The organism is Pseudomonas sp. 22082 (assembly GCF_052046055.1).
GTDB lineage: Bacteria > Pseudomonadota > Gammaproteobacteria > Pseudomonadales > Pseudomonadaceae > Aquipseudomonas > Aquipseudomonas pharyngis.
Genome location: NZ_JBQEQB010000028.1, coordinates 57,844 through 77,472, shown reverse-complemented (window position 1 = coordinate 77,472; position 19,629 = coordinate 57,844). Strand labels below are relative to the sequence as shown.

16 protein-coding genes are annotated in these 19,629 nt (G+C 61.9%); 6 read left to right on the top strand and 10 right to left on the bottom strand.

Annotated elements, in window-relative coordinates:
* Positions 1 to 264: 264 nt before the first annotated feature.
* Both ACTJK9_RS26230 and ACTJK9_RS26225 read right to left on the bottom strand, forming a co-directional pair.
* On the bottom strand, positions 265 to 639 hold the full coding sequence (locus tag ACTJK9_RS26230; protein ID WP_085611391.1) for a DUF6124 family protein: 375 nt from the start codon (positions 637 to 639) through the stop codon (positions 265 to 267).
* Between the two features lie 329 nt (positions 640 to 968).
* The gene (locus ACTJK9_RS26225; RefSeq protein WP_039769420.1) at positions 969 to 1,937 is read right to left on the bottom strand and encodes a LysR family transcriptional regulator; all 969 of its coding nucleotides are present in this window, start codon (positions 1,935 to 1,937) and stop codon (positions 969 to 971) included.
* A 182-nt stretch (positions 1,938 to 2,119) separates the two neighbouring features.
* Here ACTJK9_RS26225 and ACTJK9_RS26220 point away from each other — a divergent pair, with 182 nt between their 5' ends.
* The 4 genes from ACTJK9_RS26220 (at position 2,120) to ACTJK9_RS26205 (ending at position 6,992) form a co-directional block, all read left to right on the top strand.
* Complete coding sequence (locus tag ACTJK9_RS26220) at positions 2,120 to 3,619, top strand: efflux transporter outer membrane subunit (RefSeq protein ID WP_440817223.1); 1,500 nt, start codon at positions 2,120 to 2,122, stop codon at positions 3,617 to 3,619.
* A gap of 113 nt (positions 3,620 to 3,732) precedes the next feature.
* Complete coding sequence (locus ACTJK9_RS26215) at positions 3,733 to 5,925, top strand: FUSC family protein (protein ID WP_440817221.1); 2,193 nt, start codon at positions 3,733 to 3,735, stop codon at positions 5,923 to 5,925.
* Positions 5,915 to 6,115 (top strand): DUF1656 domain-containing protein, encoded by a 201-nt coding sequence (locus tag ACTJK9_RS26210; RefSeq protein WP_003221811.1) that lies wholly within the window; start codon positions 5,915 to 5,917, stop codon positions 6,113 to 6,115. The genes ACTJK9_RS26215 and ACTJK9_RS26210 overlap by 11 nt, the downstream gene beginning before the upstream one ends.
* Before the next feature lie 10 nt (positions 6,116 to 6,125).
* The gene (locus tag ACTJK9_RS26205) at positions 6,126 to 6,992 is read left to right on the top strand and encodes an efflux RND transporter periplasmic adaptor subunit (protein WP_085611394.1); all 867 of its coding nucleotides are present in this window, start codon (positions 6,126 to 6,128) and stop codon (positions 6,990 to 6,992) included.
* A 143-nt stretch (positions 6,993 to 7,135) separates the two neighbouring features.
* On the opposite strand, the gene ACTJK9_RS26200 is transcribed toward ACTJK9_RS26205, so the two are convergent.
* Both ACTJK9_RS26200 and ACTJK9_RS26195 read right to left on the bottom strand, forming a co-directional pair.
* Complete coding sequence (locus tag ACTJK9_RS26200; RefSeq protein ID WP_085611395.1) at positions 7,136 to 7,534, bottom strand: DUF4440 domain-containing protein; 399 nt, start codon at positions 7,532 to 7,534, stop codon at positions 7,136 to 7,138.
* Entirely contained in the window at positions 7,531 to 8,901 is a 1,371-nt protein-coding gene (locus tag ACTJK9_RS26195; RefSeq protein ID WP_440817217.1) for an MFS transporter, read from the bottom strand. Before ACTJK9_RS26195 ends, ACTJK9_RS26200 begins: the two co-directional genes overlap by 4 nt.
* A 109-nt stretch (positions 8,902 to 9,010) precedes the next feature.
* Between ACTJK9_RS26195 and ACTJK9_RS26190 the strand changes: the two genes are divergently transcribed.
* The gene (locus ACTJK9_RS26190; protein WP_207865317.1) at positions 9,011 to 9,892 is read left to right on the top strand and encodes a LysR family transcriptional regulator; all 882 of its coding nucleotides are present in this window, start codon (positions 9,011 to 9,013) and stop codon (positions 9,890 to 9,892) included.
* Between the two features lie 100 nt (positions 9,893 to 9,992).
* Here ACTJK9_RS26190 and ACTJK9_RS26185 read toward each other — a convergent pair whose 3' ends face one another.
* Positions 9,993 to 10,817 (bottom strand): SDR family oxidoreductase, encoded by an 825-nt coding sequence (locus ACTJK9_RS26185; protein WP_085611398.1) that lies wholly within the window; start codon positions 10,815 to 10,817, stop codon positions 9,993 to 9,995.
* A gap of 35 nt (positions 10,818 to 10,852) precedes the next feature.
* Positions 10,853 to 11,317 carry a hypothetical protein gene (locus ACTJK9_RS26180; protein WP_039769436.1) on the bottom strand — a complete coding sequence of 155 codons (465 nt, stop codon included), beginning with the start codon at positions 11,315 to 11,317 and terminating at the stop codon, positions 10,853 to 10,855.
* Positions 11,318 to 11,496: 179 nt separating this feature from the next.
* Between ACTJK9_RS26180 and ACTJK9_RS26175 the strand changes: the two genes are divergently transcribed.
* A complete protein-coding gene (locus ACTJK9_RS26175) occupies positions 11,497 to 14,325 on the top strand; it encodes an RHS repeat domain-containing protein (protein WP_440817214.1) in 2,829 nt (942 codons plus the stop codon).
* Between the two features lie 77 nt (positions 14,326 to 14,402).
* On the opposite strand, the gene ACTJK9_RS26170 is transcribed toward ACTJK9_RS26175, so the two are convergent.
* From ACTJK9_RS26170 to ACTJK9_RS26155, 4 genes are all read right to left on the bottom strand, one after another.
* A complete protein-coding gene (locus ACTJK9_RS26170) occupies positions 14,403 to 15,854 on the bottom strand; it encodes a mannose-1-phosphate guanylyltransferase/mannose-6-phosphate isomerase (RefSeq protein ID WP_064382465.1) in 1,452 nt (483 codons plus the stop codon).
* A 216-nt stretch (positions 15,855 to 16,070) separates the two neighbouring features.
* The gene (locus ACTJK9_RS26165) at positions 16,071 to 16,727 is read right to left on the bottom strand and encodes an alginate O-acetyltransferase AlgF (protein WP_085647734.1); all 657 of its coding nucleotides are present in this window, start codon (positions 16,725 to 16,727) and stop codon (positions 16,071 to 16,073) included.
* Positions 16,728 to 16,741: 14 nt separating this feature from the next.
* Positions 16,742 to 17,914: an alginate O-acetyltransferase gene (locus ACTJK9_RS26160; RefSeq protein WP_085746987.1), complete on the bottom strand. Its 1,173-nt coding sequence runs from the start codon at positions 17,912 to 17,914 to the stop codon at positions 16,742 to 16,744.
* A 10-nt stretch (positions 17,915 to 17,924) separates the two neighbouring features.
* Positions 17,925 to 19,490: an MBOAT family O-acyltransferase gene (locus tag ACTJK9_RS26155; protein WP_440817210.1), complete on the bottom strand. Its 1,566-nt coding sequence runs from the start codon at positions 19,488 to 19,490 to the stop codon at positions 17,925 to 17,927.
* Positions 19,491 to 19,629: the final 139 nt, after the last annotated feature.

Here is a 19,629-nt window from a genome sequence, read left to right as displayed (position 1 = left end):
TGCGGCTGCGCCGCACGGTCGCTGCGCTCCCACCCCCGGATAAATCCCTCCACTCAGCCTGCCGATGGGGCCGGCACGTCAAGAGCGATACTTGAGCTAACGCTCATCGTTTTGAGTGGTGGGAAGCGAACAGCGAACAGCGAATGCGGGTTGGCTTGATCGTTCCCACGCTCCGCGTGGGAATGCAGCCCGGGACGCTCTGCGTCCCATCCGAGCTGCCAGCGAATGCAGTTGTCGCTGGCAGGTCGGTTTGGTCAGAGCGGTTTAGTTGTGTGTGGGATGACGTTGTACTTCGACGTTATCCAGCACGCGGTTCACGGCGAGTTCGGCGAGCATGATGACTTGTTGAATGCCCAGAATCCGGTGTCGCTGTGGTGAGTCGACATAGGCTGCCACGTCACTGGCCATGACGCTGGCCGAGGCCAGGGATTCGCAGGCGTGGGCCAGCAGGCTTTCGTCGTCCATGTCCGGTGAAATCTGGAACATTTCGCTCGGTTTGCGGCCGGGGCATTTTTTCGGGAGAGGGTTCAGGTAGTGGTCGAGCGCGCGTTCGGCGGCGTCGTGGAGTTTGTTTGAATCGGCGGATTCGTAGGGCGAGGTGTCGTTGGTTTCAGGGGGATTCGGCGTTGGTTTCTTCATGGAAACATTACTCGATGGCTTGTTGGGTTGAAGCTGCCAGCTTTCGTTTTCCAGGCGAGAGGGTGGCAGCTGTGCACGGACTGGAAAAACCGGTCAAACCATCCAAACCCGGCAGGCCCAAGGGCCTCCCGCGCACAGCCGCCATAACATTGCGATTCAAAAAGCGCCGCAGTATGCCATGAGCATTGATGGTAGAAATCGAGTTTTCCAGACCCGGCCGCTGATGCGTCAGCGACCCCCAAAAGCCTATCCACCTCGTTTCCGAGGGACAACCGACGCGACTTGTCGGAAACGTCCCCCCAAATCACCCCGTCTGTAGGACGGTAAACTCAGTTCGCGAGCCTGGCTCCACCCAGACTCCCACTCATCTCATAAGCCGCCAATTCCGCCTGATGCCCCGCCAATATCTCCGGCAGCGAACCGCGCAAGTACTCGACCCAGGTCTTGATCTTCGCATCCAGATACTGCCGGGACGGGTAGATCGCGTACAGGTTCAGTTCCTGCGAGCGGTAGTTGGGCATCACCCTCACCAACGAGCCGTTGCGCAAGCCTTCAATCGCGGCGTACACCGGTAACACGCCGACTCCCATCCCACTGGTGATCGCGCTTTTCATCGCGTCGGCGGAGTTCACCAGGAAAGGGGAGCTGTTGATAGTGACCACTTCCTGACCGTCCGGGCCGTCGAAGGCCCATTTTTCCAGGGGGATCACCGGGCTCACCAGGCGCAGGCAGGCGTGGTTCAGCAGGTCGCTGGGTTTCTGTGCGCAGCCGTTGGCTTTCACGTAGGCCGGCGAGGCGCAGACGATGCTGTAGGTGATGCCCAGGCGTTGCGAAACGAAACCCGAGTCCGGCAGCTCGCGAGCCAGGACGATGGACACGTCGTAGCCTTCGTCGAGCAGGTCCGGCACGCGGTTTGCCATGGTCAGGTCGAAGGTCACGTCCGGGTGGGTCTTGCGATAGCGGGCGATGGCGTCGATCACGAAGTGCTGGCCGATGCCGGTCATGGTGTGCACTTTCAATTGTCCGGCCGGGCGGGCGTGGGCTTCGCTGGCTTCGGCTTCGGCCTCTTCGACGTAGGCGAGGATCTGCTCGCAGCGCAGCAGGTAGCGCTTGCCGGCTTCGGTGAGCGCGATGCGGCGGGTCGTGCGATTGAGCAGGCGGGTTTGCAGGTGGGCCTCAAGGTTGGAGACCGCGCGCGAGACGTTGGCGGTGGTGGTATCGAGCTGCACGGCGGCGGCGGTGAAGCTGCCGGCTTCGGCCACACAACTGAAGGCGCGCATGTTTTGCAAAGTGTCCATGGGGTGCTCTCAAGGGAGATGGCAAATTGTGACACGAAGTTTCAGGGTCTGAGACCCCCGACCAAGGGATTATCTCGTTAACGGTAACAAAGATTCACAGGAATCCCAGCTTATCGCCGTTATTGCGCCCCCCTAGAATTGCGCCCACCTCGAAACATCCCCCACCTCAGGAATTCGCAGCAGTGCCGCGTCGCATCAACAGAGCGCTTTTGCCGCTCAGTGTTCTGGCTCTTTCGTTAGGTCTCGGCGGCTGCATTGGAACCGGAGGAATTGCCCCACAGGGCAAGGCTCTGGAGGCTAATGAACTGGCCACCGACGAGGCCATCGCCCACGCCGCCCGTGACGCAAACTGGCCCACCGCCCAATGGTGGCAAGCCTACGGTGACCCGCAACTCAGCCATTGGATCGACCTCGCCGTGCAGGGCAGCCCGACCCTGGCCATGGCCGCCGCGCGCGTGCGTCAGGCCCGGTCCATGGCCGGTGTCGCCGAGGCCGCCGAGTCGTTGCAGATCAATGGCGAGTCGACCCTCAAGCGCCACAACTGGCCGACCGATCAGTTCTACGGCCCCGGTGAGCTGGCCAACAGCACCACCTGGGACAACAACGCCGCGCTGGGTTTCAGTTACGCCCTCGACCTCTGGGGGCGTGAAAGCAACAGCACCGAGCGTGCGGTGGATCTGGCGCACATGAGCGCGGCCGAGGCGCGTCAGGCGCAGCTCGAATTGCAGAACAACATCGTGCGCGCCTACATCGAGCTGTCGCTGCATTACGCCCAGCGCGACATCGTCGCGGCGACGCTCAAGCAGCAACAGCAGATTCTCGAGCTGGCGCAGAAACGCCTGAACGGCGGGATCGGCACCCACTTCGAAGTCAGCCAGGCCGAAACCCCGCTGCCGGAAACCCATCGGCAACTGGATGCGCTGGACGAAGAAATCGCCCTGAGCCGCAACCAGATCGCCGCACTGGCCGGCAAGGGGCCGGGCGCCGGGACGCAATTGCAGCGGCCGACCCTGTCCCTTGGCGCAGCGCTCAAACTGCCGTCGGCGCTGCCCGCCGAACTGCTCGGCCAGCGTCCGGACGTGGTCGCCAGTCGCTGGCAAGTGGCGGCGCAGGCGCGCGGAATCGATGTCGCGCATGCCGGGTTCTACCCCAACGTCGATCTGGTCGGCAGCCTCGGCTACATGGCCACCGGCGGCGGGGCGCTGGAGTTCCTGACCGGCAAGAAGCTCAACTACAACGTCGGCCCGGCGATCTCGCTGCCGATCTTTGACGGCGGGCGACTGCGTGCGGAGCTCGGCGAAGCGTCGGCGGGTTATGACATCGCCGTCGCGCATTACAACCAGACCCTGGTCAATGCGCTGAAGAACATCTCGGATCAGTTGATTCGCCGCGAGTCGATGGACAAGCAGCAGACATTCGCCGCCGAATCCGTGGCCACGGCGCAGAAGACCTACGACATCGCGATGATCGCCTACCAGCGGGGGCTCACCGATTACCTCAACGTGCTCAATGCGCAGACCTTGCTGTTCAAACAACAGCAGGTTCAGCAGCAAGTGCAGGCGGCGCGGTTGAGTGCGCATGCGGAACTGGTGACGGCATTGGGCGGTGGCCTTGGCGCGGGTAAAGACGTGCCGACGGCACAACAAACCCAGGCACCGAAAACCCCGGCCCTCCTGCGTTGAACACACAACCCCTGTGGGAGCGGGCTTGCTCGCGAAGAGGGGGTGTCAGGCAGCCCATGTGTTNCCCGCTCCCACAGTTTCTCCGGTGCGACTGAATTTTTGAGCACGACCAAATGACTCCCTTGCCCGCACCTTTACGCTGGCTCTACTCCCTGGAATGGCGCCGGGGCTTATTCGACTGGGCGCGCAGCGACGGCGTGACCTGGGTCTACATCTTCAAGGTGTTGATCGCCGCATTCCTCACCCTGTGGCTGGCGATGCGTCTGGAACTGCCGCAACCGCGCACGGCGATGATCACCGTGTTCATCGTCATGCAGCCGCAGAGCGGTCAGGTGTTCGCCAAGAGTTTCTATCGCTTCCTCGGCACCCTGGCCGGGTCGGCGATGATGGTCACGCTGATTTCGCTGTTCGCCCAGAACACCGAACTGTTCCTCGGCTCGCTGGCGATCTGGGTCGGCATCTGCTCGGCCGGGGCCGCCCGTTGCCGTAACTTCCGCGCCTACGGTTTCGTGCTGGCCGGCTACACGGCGGCGATGGTCGGCCTGCCGGCGCTCGCTCATCCTGACGGCGCGTTCATGGCGGCGGTGTGGCGAGTGCTGGAAATCTCTCTGGGGATTCTCTGCTCGACCCTGGTCAGCGCCGCGATCCTGCCGCAGACCGCCAGTGCCGCGATGCGCAACGCCTTGTATCAGCGCTTCGGTGTGTTCGCCCTGTTCGTCACCGACGGCCTGCGCGGGCGCAGCAAACCGGAGGCGTTCGAGGCCAGCAACGTGCGCTTCATCGCCGAAGCGGTGGGGCTGGAAGGGCTGCGCAGCGTGACCGTGTTCGAAGACCCGCACATGCGCCGGCGCAATGGTCGGCTCAGTCGCCTGAACAGCGAGTTCATGGGCATCACCACCCGTTTCAACGCCTTGCACCAGTTGCTCGAACGCCTGCGCAACAACGGTGCCGATCATGTGGAAGCGGCGATCAAACCGGGCCTGCAGGACCTTGCTGAAGTACTCGACGGTTTCAGCGGCCGCGCCCTGACCAGCCCGGATGCGGCGCGTCTGGTGCTGGCGCTGGCGGCGTACAAGGAAGGCTTGCCGGCGCGGGTGCGCAGCCTGCGGGCGATCTTCCAGGAGAGTGAACCGAGCGACGCCGAGCAGTTGGATTTCCACACCGCATACGAGTTGCTCTATCGCTTCGTCGATGACTTGCACAGTTATGCACAGACCCACGCCTCGCTCGCCGATCACCGCCACGAACGCGAGCGCTGGGACGAGCCGTTCACCCCGCAAACCAGTTGGTGGGCTGCAGCGGCTTCGGGGATTCGTGCGTCATTCATCCTGATCGTGCTTGGCAGTTACTGGGTCGCCACTGCGTGGCCGAGCGGCGCGACCATGACCCTGATCGCCGCGGCCACCGTGGGTCTGTCCGCCGCCACACCGAATCCGAAACGCATGGCGTTCCAGATGGCCTGCGGCACGTTCCTCGGGGCGTTGATCGGCTTCGTCGAGATGTTTTTCATCTTCCCGTGGATCGACGGTTTCCCACTGTTGTGCGTGATGCTCGCCCCGGTGATCGTGCTCGGTTCGTTCCTCGCTTCGCGGCCGCAATACGCCGGCGTCGGCCTCGGTCTGCTGATCTTTTTCAGCACCGGTTCGGTGCCGGACAACCTGACGATCTACAACCCCTACACCTTCATCAACGACTACATCGCCATGGTCATGGGCATGCTGGTCTGCGCAGCGGCGGGCGCGATCATTCTGCCGCCGAACAGCCGCTGGTTGTGGCAGCGCCTGGAGCAGGATCTGCGCGGGCAAGTGGTGTACGCGATCAGCGGCAAGCTCAAAGGCCTGGCGTCGAGTTTCGAAAGCCGTACCCGCGACCTGATGCATCAGGCCTATGGGCTGGCGGCCGGTCAGCCGCAGGTGCAGAAAAACCTGCTGCGCTGGATGTTCGTGGTGCTGGAAGTCGGCCACGCGATCATCGAGTTGCGCAAGGAACAGGCGATCCTGCCGGTGCACCCGGCGTATGCCGAATCCCAGCCGTGGCGCCAGGCAATCCGGGTCATGGGACGCTCGCTGGTGCGGCTGTTCCTGCAACCGAATTCGAGCAATCTGGAGCGCGCGCTGGTCGCGGTCGATCACGCGATCAGCCGTGTCGCCGCCACCGATGAGCCGTTCGCCCCGCACTTCGATACCTCGGCACTGCGGCGGGTGAAAAGCTATCTGCACTTCATCCGCACCTCGTTGCTCGACCCGCAATCGCCCCTTGCTGCCTACGCCATCGCCAAGCCCGAAGGACTTGCCCATGCCTCGTGAAATCGCCTTCCACGGCGTGTACATGCCGACCATGACCCTGATGTTTTTCGTCGCTGCGGCACTGGCCTGGGCGCTGGACCGGTTTCTGTCGGGGTTCGATCTGTACCGCTTCTTCTGGCACCCGGCGCTGCTGCGCCTGAGCCTGTTTACCTGTCTGTTCGGCGCGATGGCGCTGACTGTCTACCGTTGAGAACGCTCTGATGAAAAAGTTTTTCAGCCTGCTCGCGACCCTGCTGGTGCTGGCCCTGGCGCTGTGGATCGGCCGCACGTTGTGGGAGCACTACATGAACACCCCGTGGACCCGCGACGGCCGGGTGCGCGCCGACATCATCAACGTCGCCGCCGACGTCACTGGCGAAGTGGTCGACGTGCCGGTGCGCGACAACCAGTTGGTGAAGAAAGGTGATCTGCTGATGCAGATCGACCCCGAGCACTACCGCCTGGCGGTGAAACAGGCGCAGTCGCTGGTGGCTTCGCGCAAGGCCACGTGGGAGATGCGCAAGGTCAACGCCCATCGCCGCGCCGACCTCGACAACCTGGTGATCTCCAAGGAAAACCGCGATGACGCCAGCAACATCGCCGACTCGGCGCTGGCCGATTACCAACAGGCCCAGGCACAGCTGGAAGCCGCCGAACTCAACCTCAAACGCACAGAAGTGCGGGCGGCGGTGGACGGCTACGTGACCAACCTCAACGTCCATCGCGGCGACTACGCGCGCATCGGCGAAGCGAAAATGGCCGTGGTCGACATGAACTCGTTTTGGGTCTACGGCTTCTTCGAAGAAACCAAACTGCCTCACGTGCGCGTTGGCGACAAAGCCGACATGCAGCTGATGAGCGGCGAAGTCCTCAAGGGCCACGTGGAAAGTATTTCCCGTGGCATCTACGACCGCGACAACCCGGAAAGCCGCGAGCTGATCGCCGATGTGAACCCGACCTTCAACTGGGTGCGCCTGGCGCAACGGGTGCCGGTGCGGATTCACATCGATGAAGTGCCGGAGGGTGTGCTGCTGGCGGCGGGGATCACTTGCACCGTGGTGGTGAAGCAGGACGCAGTAGATAACTGACAGACCGCGTTCTAGCCATTTGCGAGCAGGCTCGCTCCCACAGATATCACGGCGTCCAGGTATCCTGAGTACGCCACGATACCTGTGGGAGCGGGCTTGCCCGCGATGCAGGCGACTCGGTCTTACGAGGGAATACTCAGCTTCTATTCGCTGCAAAACGTCTCGTGCAGATGCCGCCAGATCACCCGTCCGGATTCGGTTTTTTCAAACACCACGGTCGAGCGCCGATCCGTGTGCAACCCGCCTGCATCGGTCTGCTGTTCGCGGTAACTCACCGTCGCACCCCCTTCATGCAAGGCAATCCCCGTAAGTTCGCCGAGTTCGATGCGGAACCCGCTCTTCTTCCCGCCCGCCATTTGAAACAACGCACGCAAGGCTTCGGAATCCAGCACGCGTCCCAGTGGCGTCACCATGGAGAACCGTGGCGAAAAACGCGTCAGCAATCGCTCCAGCGCTGCCTCGTCTTCTTCCACCGCAAACCATCGCTCGATGGCCTCATGGGCCTGGATCACTTCGTCAAAATAGTCGGTGTAGTCAGTCATGTGGATTTTTCCTGAAGGTGAGGTGCGCGCAGAAGGCTGAGCACTGTCGTCGAGTCGAAACGCAGCACGGCGGCCATCGGCAACAGGGTGAGCAGCGCGGCGGCGAGAAAGCAGTATTGGAAACCGTGGGTACCCAAGGCGCCCAGCAAAGAGCTGAGCAGCGCCGCGCCGAGGCAGAAACCAAGCTGCCGATTGATGTTCCACAGGGCGCTGGAGTGGCCCATTTTCTCCGGCGTGATGCCGACGAACGCCAGGGTCTGCGCAGTCACGCTGCACAGGCTGCCGCCCAATCCCATCAGGGCGTAGGCGAGGATCAACGGGCCGCTTGCAGGTCGGTCGATCTGCATCAGCACGACGATGCCCAGGGATTGCAGCAGCATGCCGGCGATCAGCAACGGCTTGGGGCCGGTCCGGTTGAAACAGCGTTTGCCCAGCATGATCGCCACACCCGAGGCCGCCGCCCAGGCCAGCATCAGCGCCCCGGTTTGTGCTGCGCCGAAACCGAGATCGTGCAGGTACAACACGGCAATCATATTGGTGCCGGTAAAGATGCCGGGCACGAACAGATAGATCAGCATCGCCAGGCGCAATGACGGGTTCTTGATCAGTTGCAGATCAAGCACCGCACCCGGTTTGTTCCAGCCATCGCGCAGGTAGAAGCACACCGTCATGACGCTGAGCAGCAGGACACCACCCGCGAGATGGCGGGTGGCCGGGGCGCTCGCCAGACTGACGGCGATCAGCAACAGACACAGCGCGGACGCCGCCAGCAGCAGGCCGCGTACGTCCAGTGTCGGGCGTTCACTCGCAGCCTGATCCGCTTTCAACCAGCGCAGGCCCAGACCGAAAGCGAAAAGCGCCACCGGCAGGTTCAGGTAGAAAATCCAGCGCCACGACAACGCCTCGACGATCAGACCACCCGCCGCCGGCGACAGCGCCGGCACCATCAGCGCCACGAGCAAAACCACCCCCGTGAAGTGCGCACGTTGTGTCGCCGGAAACTCTCGATAGGCCAGCGCCTGGCCCACCGGCAGCAGCAATCCACCACCCAGCCCTTGCAGCAGTCGCCAACCGATCAGGCTTTCAATCGAACCGGCCTGAGCGATGAGCCCGGAGGCGACCCCGAACAGCAGCAGCGAACCGAGAATCAGCCGCCGCTCGCCGACCCGTGCAGCCAGCCACACACTCATCGGAATGATCAGCGTCAGCCCGAGCATGTAGGCGTTGGTGATCCAGGCCAGTTGCGTCACCGAAGCGTGCAACTGCGCGGCGATGTCCGGGTAGGCAATGCTGGCGGCGAACATGTTCAGCAGGTCGAGGGCGAACCCCAACAGATACACCAGCGCGACTTTCGAGCGATAGGCCATGGCAGCTTCCCTGTGATGAGGCGTGCAGGGTAGGGCGCTGGCGGCGATAGAAATACGCTGGTTTGGCTGCTAGTTTGTCAAAAATATTTTGACAGGGAGTGCAGCGAACATGGTCAGCCTGGATCGATTCGATACCTTCAAAGCCGTGGTCGAGGCGGGCTCGCTGACCGCTGCCGCCGATACGCTGGGGCAGACGCGGGCGGTGGTGAGCTTCAACCTCAAGCGGCTGGAAGAAGAGTTGGGCGTCACCCTGCTCACCCGCAACACCCGGCAATTGGCTCTGACTGATGCCGGCGAACGTTTTTATCGTCGTTGCCTGCGTACGCTGGACGAAGCGCGGCTGGCGATCGAAGAAGCACGTTCGGAACACTCGCAACTCAAGGGCACGCTGCGCATCACCACGACCGTGGAGTTCGCGCTGGCTCAGGTGGTGCCGGCGCTGGAGGTGTTTCGACAGCAGCAGCCGCAACTGAATATTCACCTGTCCACGTCCTCAACCCACGCCGATCTGATCTCCGAACGGTTTGACATGGCGATCCGCCTGGGCCGCATGCACGACTCCAATCTGCGGGCCGTGCAGTTGTCGACGTTCGAGGTGTTTGCCGTCGCGGCGCCGGGGCTGGTCGAGCGATTTGTGCCGGTCGATACGCTGGCGGTGCTGGAGTCGATGCCGACGCTGGGGCATGGGCGAGTGCCGGAAATGACGGTCAGCGACCCCGCCGGCACCGAGCATATCTATCAGCCAAAACCGGGAACCACCGCCATCGTCGCGGACAACTCCGCGACTCTGCGTGCCTTTGCACTGACCGGGCAAGGCGTGGCGATTCTGCCGCAGTGGCTGATTCAGGAAGACCTGGATGCCGGGCGATTACAGCGTTTGCTGCCGGATTACCGCTTCGCCCAGCAAGGGGTTTACGCGCTGTACCCGGACACCCGGCACCTGCCACTGAAGGTGCGGGCGTTCATTGATTTCATGAAAGGCTGGGGCTGAGTGTTGGCTGGCCTGGCTTCTTCGCGAGCAAGCCCGCTCCCACATTTGGAATGCATTCCCCTGTGGGAGCGGGCTTGCTCGCGAAAGCGTCAACTCGGTCTCAGAGCTTTGCGCGCAAGCCGAACCGCTTCATCAACGTCGATTCCAGCAAGCCTTTCGGCAGCAACGTCGCGAGCAACGGCAACGCCCGGCTGCCATTGCCGATGCGGATCAGGCGTGGCGGTTTGCTCTGCTGCACAGCCTTGAACAATTCGGCGGCAAATTCGCTGGCCGGGGTCGGTTTGTCCTGGGACGCCTTGGCCCGCGCCCGGATGCCTTCACGCAACGGAAACCACGGCGATTGTTCGTTAATCAGTTGTTCGGCCTCATGCCCGGCATTCTTGGCGAAGCTCGATTGAATCGCCCCCGGCTGCACTTCCATGACGCGAATCCCGAACGGCGCCAGCTCCATGCGCAATGCATCGCTCAGTGCGTGCACCGCCGCTTTAGACGCGCAATAGGCGCCGGCAAATGGCGTGACCAAAACCCCGGAAACACTGCCGACATTCACCACCAGGCCCTTGGCCCGGCGCAGCACCGGGAACAGTGCACGGGTTACGCCGACAATCGAGAACACGTTGGTCTCGAACTGGCGCTGCATGGCCGCCACACCGCCGTCGAGCAGCGGCCCCATGGCGCCGTAACCGGCATTGTTGATCAGCACGTCGAGGCCGCCGTGTTGCTGGTTGATCCGCTCGGCGAGTTGTTCCAGCGCTGCGTTGTCATTGACGTCGAGCTGCACGGCCGTGAACCCGGCCGCGCTGAGCGCCGCGACATCTTCAGCCTTGCGTGCACTGGCCCAGACCTCGTAGCCGGCGCCTTTGAATGCATCGGCGAGGGCGCGGCCGATGCCGCTGGAACAACCGGTAATCAACGCAACGGGCATGGCGCATTCCTTGTGCAAAACAGTGGGAGAGGGGATCAGTCGGAGAAACTACCCTGCAATCGCTCGGCGCGAAACTCCAGGGTTTGCGGGCGATAACCAGGACGCAACGGCGGCATCGGCAAGCAGTCTTCCCAGTTACCGCCGGGCTGCAATTCGCCGGGGCCGCGATAGCGCGGGGCGGCGTATTGATTGTCGGCCAGGTTCACGGTGTCGCCCGGCGCATACGCGGCAATGCGCCAGCGCAGTTCGGTCAGCGGCACGTCGTTACCATTGTTCAACTTGAGCAGCAGCGGACGGTCGGCGGGGCAGTGTTCGGGGGCATAGACAATGCGCAGTTCAAGGCGCGCCAGTTGCTTGACCTCGCGGTTGTCCAGCCACACCACCCACATCGCCACCAGCCCCAGGCCCACAGCGGCGGCCATCGACACCGGCAGGGCCTTGGCCGGGTAGCGCAACAGCAGGATCAGCCAGGTGATGACCAGCAAGACGCCGATGAACATGTTCGAACACTCCTTGAACTTGTGCCTGCCATCCTACCGAAGGGGCGCGGGAATGGACATTCGCGGATTGAGTAGGGTGCCGTCGGTCGGGACTGTAATTTCTGACAGTAGTCGGACGAGTGTCGCGCATGCTCAGCTATCCGAGGCAAGAAATGCCGGTCACGCGGGGAGCGCGCTCCATGAGTGTGCACATCAATACGCCGAGGATGTCTGTGGTCGACCCGCGCGGCCTGGTGGTGCGCACGGTCGACTATTGTCGAGACATCGAGAACGGACCGGTCGAGTCCCGGATCAACCGCACCCTGCATGACGCTGCGGGGCGTTCGCTGAAACAGTGGGACCCGCGACTTTGGCTGTCGCAAGCCGACGACCCGCTGACGCCGGCCAATCTGATGCAGGTGTTTGCTCTAGACGCCACGGTGATTCGCTCGGACAGCGTCGATGCCGGTACGCAAATCGAACTGAAGGGACTCGCTGCACAAACGATGTTCAGTTGGGACAGCCGTCAGACGCGGCGCGAGATCGAGCACGACAATTTGCTGCGCCCCGTCGCGATATTCGAAGAAGGAACAGGCGTGCCTCGGCGTTGTGTCGAGCGCCTGACCTACGGTCATCCCGGCAGCGGGGACCCGTCGCGCAACCAGTTCGGTCAGCTGATCCGCCATGACCATCCGGCCGGCAGCGTACTGTTCAACGCGTTTGCAATCAGCGGTGCATGCACCGAGGACACCCGGCACTTCACGCTGGATCCGCTGACACCCGACTGGCCGGAGCAGGAGGCGGAGCGTGCGCGGCTGCTGGAGCCAGGCGCCGGTGAGCTGTCGCGGTGGCGCCATGGTGCATTGGGGGATGTGCTGGAACAGACGGATGCCCGAGACAACCGGCATACATTCGAGCTGACCGTTGATGGCCGTTTGCGCGAACGCCGCCTTCAGTTGAAGGGGGAGCGTGAGCAGATCCTGGTCACTGACATTCGTTACAACGCGCAAGGCAATGTCACGCAGCAAACTGCCGGCAACGGTGTGCACACCACCCGGACCTATCGTCCCGAGGACGATCGTCTGTTGTGCCTGCGGACCGAAGACGCCCGCGGTCTCGTGCTGCAACACCTGATTTATGGATACGACAGGATGGGCAATGTCCTGCGGATTGAAGACAAGGCAATGCCGATCCGTTACTTCGCCAACCAGTGCATAGAGCCGGTCAGTTGCCTGGTCTACGACAGTCTTTACCAATTGATCATGGCGTTCGGGTGGGAAGCCGGGCGTGCCAGTCAGGGCCCGCAATCGATGGGCCGCGTCGATCCGGCGGCGGTCAGCAAGTTTCAGCAGGATTACAAATATGATTGGAGCGGCAACCTGCTCAAGCTGATTCATGTCGGACCACAAAGCCACGGACGCAAACTGCAACCGGCGAGCTACAGCAACCGCAGTCTGCCATACGAAGTCACGCCGCCTACCGATGCACAAATCCAAGCTGCATACGATCGAAGAGGCAACTTGCTGCAGCTGGAACCGGGGCGGATGTTGAGCTGGAACCTGCGTAATCAACTGCAATCGGTCAGCCCAGTCGAGCGTGCTTCCGGTATCAATGACAACGAGACCTATCTCTACGATGGCAGCAGTCAGCGGGTACGCAAGATCCGCTCCTTGTTAACCAATGCCCGAACCCTGGTTGCCGATGTGCGCTATTTGCCTGGACTGGAATTGCGCACCGACAACGGCACCGGCGAACGGCTACAGGTCATCGTCGCCGGCGGTGTCCGGGTACTGCATTGGGAGAGCTCACCGTCCTCGGGCATCAACAATCAGTATCGATACCAGCATGTCGATCACCTGGGCTCGGTCAGTCTGGAAACCGCCGATGACGGTACGATGATCAGTCGCGAAAAGTTTCACCCTTTCGGTACCAGCGCCTGGCAGGACGGCGAATTCAGTTACAAATACATCCGTTACTCGGGCAAGGAGCGTGATGCGACCGGGCTCGACTACTTTGGTCTGCGCTACTACATCCCGTGGTTACAGCATTGGTTGAATCCGGACCCCAAAGGCATGATCGACGGGCTCAATCTGTACTGTATGGTCGCCAATTCACCGGTCACATTTTTCGACAGCGACGGTGGCGGCAAAACCGAAGCCGCTGAATTGAACAATAGTGTGGACAAACAGCAGGCCTTGTTGTCAGCAGTCTCATCGGCCGCTGCGAACACCCGCAACTCCATCATGAATCACCTGTATGCCCGTCAACGTTTTCAGGCGCTGGGCAGGCGCATCATCACGCAGTTGGGCAGTTCCGCATTCAGCGCCGGCGCCAGCGCGGCAGGCTCCGCAGCAGGGGGCGCCATTGGCGGGTTGTTGGGTCCGGGTGGTGCGAAATTGGGTGCCGCTGCCGGGGAAAAGGCTGCGTCAATGGCAGCAGACCGCCTTGTGTCTAAAGTGGTGGACGCCTATCAACTGGATCGCGCGATCAATTTCAAAGGCAATGAAATGAATCCCAAGGCTTTCATCGAAAGCGTCGAGCCGAAAAAGAGACCGGGCCTGGCAACGCTGGGATTCGAGCTCGCGGCATCGGATCCACGTACACCCGAAGGACGCGCCCGGCTCACCAGAGTGGTGGTCGATAAAGCGATTGACAAGGTGGGTGGCGAGCTGGGTTCGGAGGTACCGGGCCTTATAAGAACGGGGATTGAGTTTTACCATGCCTCGCAAGGATTGGATGCAGCGACACTGAGTGAAGCCTACGAACAAACGCCAGTGGTGATCGACATGCTGGAATTCAGAATGCAGGCGATCAAGGACGAACTGGCGGTATCCAATGATGCAACGGCGGAGGTCTTCGAAAAGGTTTCCGAGTTGTCGGCGCAAACTCCGGTCGTTGTTCACGCGCTGAACCGGAATCAGGACTTCATCGAGCTTGTTGCACCGACGCCCTATGCCGGCAAGCGGCAGTCGCTCAAACGAGGGGCACTGGCGAAGTCTCACGCACCCCGGCAGCATTCGTCTGCCTGAATTGAAAAAGCCCCCGCCCAACCCGCTGCGGATAGGGGACGCAGCGGGCTGGACGGGGGCTTCTTGTTACGGAACGCTTACTGCGCGATGGTTTTCACCGACACGCCGCGTTCGACCGGGGTGGAGCGACCGTAGATATCTTCGAAACGCTCGATATCGTCTTCGCCCAGGTATGAGCCCGACTGCACTTCGATGATTTCCAGCGGGATCTTGCCCGGGTTGCGCAGGCGATGCACCGAGGCGATCGGGATGTAGGTCGACTGGTTTTCAGTGAGCAGAAACACGTTCTCGTCGCAGGTCACTTCGGCGGTTCCGCTGACCACGATCCAGTGTTCTGCGCGGTGGTGGTGCATCTGCAGCGACAGGCACGCGCCCGGCTTGACCGAGATGTGCTTGACCTGGAAGCGGCCACCCATGTCCACCGAGTCGTACGAGCCCCACGGACGGTACACCTCGCAGTGGTTCTGGGTTTCGCTGCGGCCCTGGGCGTTGAGGGTGTTGACCATCTGCTTGACGCCCTGGACCTTGTCCTTGTGGGCGATCATCATGGCGTCCTTGGTTTCGACCACGACGATGTTTTCCAGACCGATCACCGACACCAGTTTGCCGTTGCCGTGGATCATGCAGTTCTTGCTGTCCTGGATCACCACGTCGCCCTTGCTGACGTTGCCGTTGGCGTCCTTCTCGTTGACTTCCCACAGCGACGACCAGCAGCCGACATCGCTCCAGCCGGCGGTCAGCGGCACCACGCAGGCGCGCTGGGTCTTTTCCATCACGGAATAGTCGATGGAGTTGTCCGGGCAGCAGGCGAAGGTGGCTTCGTCCAGGGTGACGGTGTCGGCATCCTGCTGGCTGCGCTCGAGGGTCAGCAGGCAGGTGTCATAGATGTCCGGATCATGCTTTTTCAGTTCTTCGAGGAAGCGGCTGGCGCGGAACAGGAACATGCCGCTGTTCCAGTAATAACCGCCGGACTCTACGTACTCGGTGGCGCGTTTGACGTCGGGTTTTTCCACGAAGTGCGAGACGCGGCTGACGCCTTCCGGCAGCAGCGAATCACCGGTGGACTTGATGTAGCCGTAACCGGTTTCCGGTTTGGTGGCCGGCACGCCGAACAGCACCATCTCGCCGTTTTCGGCGGCGACGGTGGCCAGAGCGAGGGCGCGTTGCAGGGCTTTCTGGTCTTCCAGAACGTGGTCGGCCGGCAGTACCAGCATCAATTCGTCGCGACCTTCATTGACCAGCATCATCGCGGTCAGGGCCACGGCCGGCGCGGTGTTGCGACCGAAGGGTTCCATCAGGATGCGCTGGCATTCCAGATTGCGGCTGGCCAACTGCTCGTTGACGATGAAGCGGTGATCCTTGTTGCAGACCACGATCGGGGTGTCCATGCCTTCGAACACCAGACGCTCGAGGGTTTGCTGGAACAGTGTGTGTTCGCCGGTCAGGGCGAGGAACTGCTTGGGAAACTGCTTGCGCGAAAGCGGCCAAAGACGTGAGCCGCTACCACCTGACAAGATCACCGGAATCATATTGTTTACTCCATTAATTCGATTGGGTTAGAGCCACGAACCTGTGTCGTTTCACTCTTGTTGTTGTCTCGTAGCCGAACTGACAACCCGGTCAAGGGTGGGAGGGGGCTTGCTCCCGAAGGCGGTGCATCAGTCGACATATCTGTTGAATGTCGGACCGCTTTCGCGAGCAAGCCCGCTCCCACAGGGGGGGAACGGCGTCAGTTCAGAAAAGGATTAGCGGGTCGACACCGGGCGTTTCACCCAGACTGGCGACAGGTTGCTGCCGTTGCCGGTGACGTACAGCACGGCTGCTTCACCGCGCTCCAGGGCGACTGGTTTGACGTCGCCGACTTTCTTGTCACCTTCGTACAGCGCCAGGCTGACTTTCACCGGGTTGATTTCACGCTCGCCACGGCCCTTGGCGGCCACGTTCGGCACCACGTCGGTCTTGCCGTCGGCGGTCTTCAGGGTCAGCGACTTGTCGCTGAGGTTCTGCACGCGAACCAGGGATTTCTGCTTGTTCTTGAACGGCGGTTCTTCGATCAGTTGCGGCGCGCCGGAAGCGTTGTTGACCAGGGTGTAGTAGTGGTCACCGGCGAGTTTGACCGGCAGGGTCTGGCTGCCGACCTTGGCACTGTAGTCGCCGCCCGGCATGAAGCTGAAATCGCTGCTGGCCAGCGGCGCGACGTCGCTCAGATTGGTGCTGCCGACGGTGGCGCTGACTTCAGCGTTGCTGGCGTTGTAGACGCGCACGAAGGTCGAGCCTTTCGGTGCAGTCGGGCCGTACAGCGCAGCGTCGCCACCGGCGAAGGCCTGGACCGACAGCACGCTCAGACCCGCAACCAGAGCAATGCGTTTAGCGAGACGACGAGGAGTTGTAGTGAAAGTCATGGTGTACCTCTCTTTCAGTTTTGCGCCCGATCGGGCGTCTCGGATTTAGTGTTGATGGCTACGTTTTGTTGGCGAGCACCGGCTTGTTTGAGCTCTGCGACCCACTGTGGGTCGGCGTCGCCGATTTCGTTGTTCACAGGCAGATATCGTTCAGGAAACTCCCAGATCAGCACCTGTGGCGGGCTGTTCTTGAAGTCATCGCTTTTCAGGTAGCTGAGCATCGGCAGGATCGGGCCGTGGCCGTCTTCGGCGTAATTGACCACGTCGCTGTGCAGCGCTTGCTTGAGCGCACCGACAAAGTTCCAGTTCGGGTTGGCGCTGTAGCTGGTGCCGATCAGGGCCACCGGCACTTCGCTGTTGGCGAACAGGGCGTCGTCCCCGGCAGGTTGTTCGACGGCCACGGTGTTGCGCTTTTGCAGCGGTTCCTTGGCCGGCATCAGGTTTTCGAACAGCGGATCCAGCGGCAGGAACAGACGCAGGTCGCCCTTGTGCGTGACCTTCTCCGCCGGGGTGGTGACGAAACGCTGCGGCTCGCCGCTGAGCGGGAACTTGTCGGCGATGGTCCTGGCCAGGGTGTTGGCGGCGATTTCCGCGCCTTCAGGGGTCCAGTGGGTGTCGGTGCGCAGGAACACTTGCTGACCGTTCTGCTTGGCCGCTTGCAGCGGGCCGAGCAGGTCGGGGGCGAGGATCTTGTCCGCCGCGACACGGGCGTGGAAGTCCTGATAGAGGTTGGCGTGGATGCTTGCCGGTTTCACTTCACCCAGGTGTTCCGGGTACAGGCGAGCCTTGGCCGGCACGATCGCCATCACCAGTTTCACGCCTTTCTCTTTCAGGGTCTGGCGCACGCCTTCGACCAGCGCGTAGTTGCCTTGCAGGTTCAGCTCTTCGTTGACGATCGGGTTGAATTCCTCATCGCTGTACAACCACTGATCGCGACCGAGCACCACGCCCGGACGACCTTCGTTGAACAGTTTGAAATCCAGCGCGGCCCAGAGGTTGGTGCCCAGGCGCTTGATCGGGAATTCGTCGTCGTAGTGGGTTTCCACGGCTTTGGTCCAGCGACCGTTGAGCACCGTCGCATCGGCGTTGGTGCTGAAGCCGAAGAAGCTGCGCACCGACCACAGACCGAGCACCAGCAGGGTCACCAGAAACAGCGCGATGTAGAAGATGCGTAATGAGCGGGTCATGTCAGATCCCTCAGAACTGGAAGTAAAGGAACGGCGAGAAGCTTTGCGCCGAGAGTTTGAGAATCGAGGCGATGAACAGCAGCAGGATCAGCCCGCGCATCACGTAGCGCGACCAGTCCGCGGTCCAGTAGGCCGGTTGCACCTGGGCTTCGACGCCGACGGTGTAGCCAGGCTCGTGGATGCTCGCCGGGTTTTCGCCCGGGGCTGCCTTGATCATTCCCGGAGTCGCCGTGGCCGGGCCATTGGCCTCGACGTTGACTTCAGCCTTGCTCTTGGCCGGCGGCTGGTTGGTGTACAGATCGCGCAGGCCGAAGAACGCCAGGGTCACGTAAGCCACCACCAGGGTCGCCACTTGCAGGCCGGTGAGGCTGGCCTGGTTGAGTTCCGACAGCGACCAGTCGCCGAAGCTGAACATCGCGCCGTACATACGGCCGGCAACGTGCAGGTTTTCGGCACGGAAGATCACCCAGCCCATGACCACCAGCAGGAACGTCAGCGCCCAGCGGATCGGGTTGAGGCTGCGCGGCGCGGTGTTGAGGCCGAGCATTTTTTCGATCGCCAGCCACATGCCGTGCCACGCACCCCAGACGATGTAGGTGATGTTCGCGCCGTGCCACAGACCACCGAGCAGCATGGTCAGGAACAGGTTGCGATAGGTCATCAGCGTGCCTTTGCGGTTGCCGCCGAGGGTGATGTACAGGTAGTCACGCAGCCAGGTCGACAGGCTGATGTGCCAGCGGCGCCAGAACTCGGTGATCGACTGGCTGATGTACGGCTGCTTGAAGTTTTCCATGAAGCGAAAACCCATCATCAAGCCCAGGCCGATGGCCATGTCGCTGTAACCGGAGAAGTCGAAATACAGCTGCGCGGTGTAGGCCAGCGCGCCGAGCCAGGCATCGCCCGTGGTCGGGTTTTGCAGGGCGAAGCAATGGTCGGCCACCACGGCGAGGGTGTCGGCGATGAACACCTTCTTGATGAAACCCTGCATGAACCGCGTGCAGCCCTCGGAGAACTTGTCGAGGGTGTGGGTGCGGTTGTTGAACTGGTCGGCCAGGTCACGGAAACGCAGCACGGGACCGGCAATCAGGTGCGGGAAGATCGCCACGAACGCCGCGAAGTCGATCAGGTTGCGGGTGGCCGGGGTGTCGCCGCGGTAGACGTCGATGATGTAGCTGATCGACTCGAAGATGTAGAACGAGATACCGATCGGCAGCAGCACGTGGGTCAGGATGAACGGCTCAAGTCCCATCGAGGTCATGATCGCGTTGATGCTGTCGACCCCGAAGTTGGCGTACTTGAAGTAGCCGAGGATGCACAGGTCCACCGCCACGCCGAGCAGCAGCCAGCGCTGGGCCGGTTTGGTGCGCACGCCGGCGGCGCCGACTTTCAGGCCGATCCAGTAGTTCCACAGGGTGACGCCGGCGAACAGCGCCAGGAAGTCCACCCGCCACCACGCGTAGAACACGTAGCTGGCGATCAGCAGCAGCAGGTTGCGATAGCGTTGCCCGCTCAGGTAGTACAAGCCGAGAAAGATCGGCAAGAACAGAAACAGGAACACGTTGGATGAAAATACCATCCCGATCTCTCCATGTTTGAACCAACAGTCAAGGGCCAAAGCCCCCCCAAACCCCCCACAAAAATTCAGAGGGCGACATCACTTCACTGTGGGAGCGGGCTTGCTCGCGAAAGCGGAGTGTCAGTCGACATATTTTTTG

Bases quoted from the DNA above. Each gene is read 5' to 3' on its own strand.
- ACTJK9_RS26230 (WP_085611391.1), bottom strand. From the start codon at position 639: ATGAAGAAACCAACGCCGAATCCCCCTGAAACCAACGACACCTCGCCC.
- ACTJK9_RS26155 (WP_440817210.1), bottom strand. From the start codon at position 19,490: ATGGTATTTTCATCCAACGTGTTCCTGTTTCTGTTCTTGCCGATCTTT.
- ACTJK9_RS26170 (WP_064382465.1), bottom strand. From the start codon at position 15,854: ATGATTCCGGTGATCTTGTCAGGTGGTAGCGGCTCACGTCTTTGGCCG.
- ACTJK9_RS26215 (WP_440817221.1), top strand. From the start codon at position 3,733: ATGACTCCCTTGCCCGCACCTTTACGCTGGCTCTACTCCCTGGAATGG.
- ACTJK9_RS26165 (WP_085647734.1), bottom strand. From the start codon at position 16,727: ATGACTTTCACTACAACTCCTCGTCGTCTCGCTAAACGCATTGCTCTG.
- ACTJK9_RS26160 (WP_085746987.1), bottom strand. From the start codon at position 17,914: ATGACCCGCTCATTACGCATCTTCTACATCGCGCTGTTTCTGGTGACC.
- ACTJK9_RS26175 (WP_440817214.1), top strand. From the start codon at position 11,497: ATGAGTGTGCACATCAATACGCCGAGGATGTCTGTGGTCGACCCGCGC.
- ACTJK9_RS26205 (WP_085611394.1), top strand. From the start codon at position 6,126: ATGAAAAAGTTTTTCAGCCTGCTCGCGACCCTGCTGGTGCTGGCCCTG.
- ACTJK9_RS26180 (WP_039769436.1), bottom strand. From the start codon at position 11,317: ATGTTCATCGGCGTCTTGCTGGTCATCACCTGGCTGATCCTGCTGTTG.
- ACTJK9_RS26185 (WP_085611398.1), bottom strand. From the start codon at position 10,817: ATGCCCGTTGCGTTGATTACCGGTTGTTCCAGCGGCATCGGCCGCGCC.
- ACTJK9_RS26210 (WP_003221811.1), top strand. From the start codon at position 5,915: ATGCCTCGTGAAATCGCCTTCCACGGCGTGTACATGCCGACCATGACC.
- ACTJK9_RS26195 (WP_440817217.1), bottom strand. From the start codon at position 8,901: ATGGCCTATCGCTCGAAAGTCGCGCTGGTGTATCTGTTGGGGTTCGCC.
- ACTJK9_RS26225 (WP_039769420.1), bottom strand. From the start codon at position 1,937: ATGGACACTTTGCAAAACATGCGCGCCTTCAGTTGTGTGGCCGAAGCC.
- ACTJK9_RS26190 (WP_207865317.1), top strand. From the start codon at position 9,011: ATGGTCAGCCTGGATCGATTCGATACCTTCAAAGCCGTGGTCGAGGCG.
- ACTJK9_RS26200 (WP_085611395.1), bottom strand. From the start codon at position 7,534: ATGACTGACTACACCGACTATTTTGACGAAGTGATCCAGGCCCATGAG.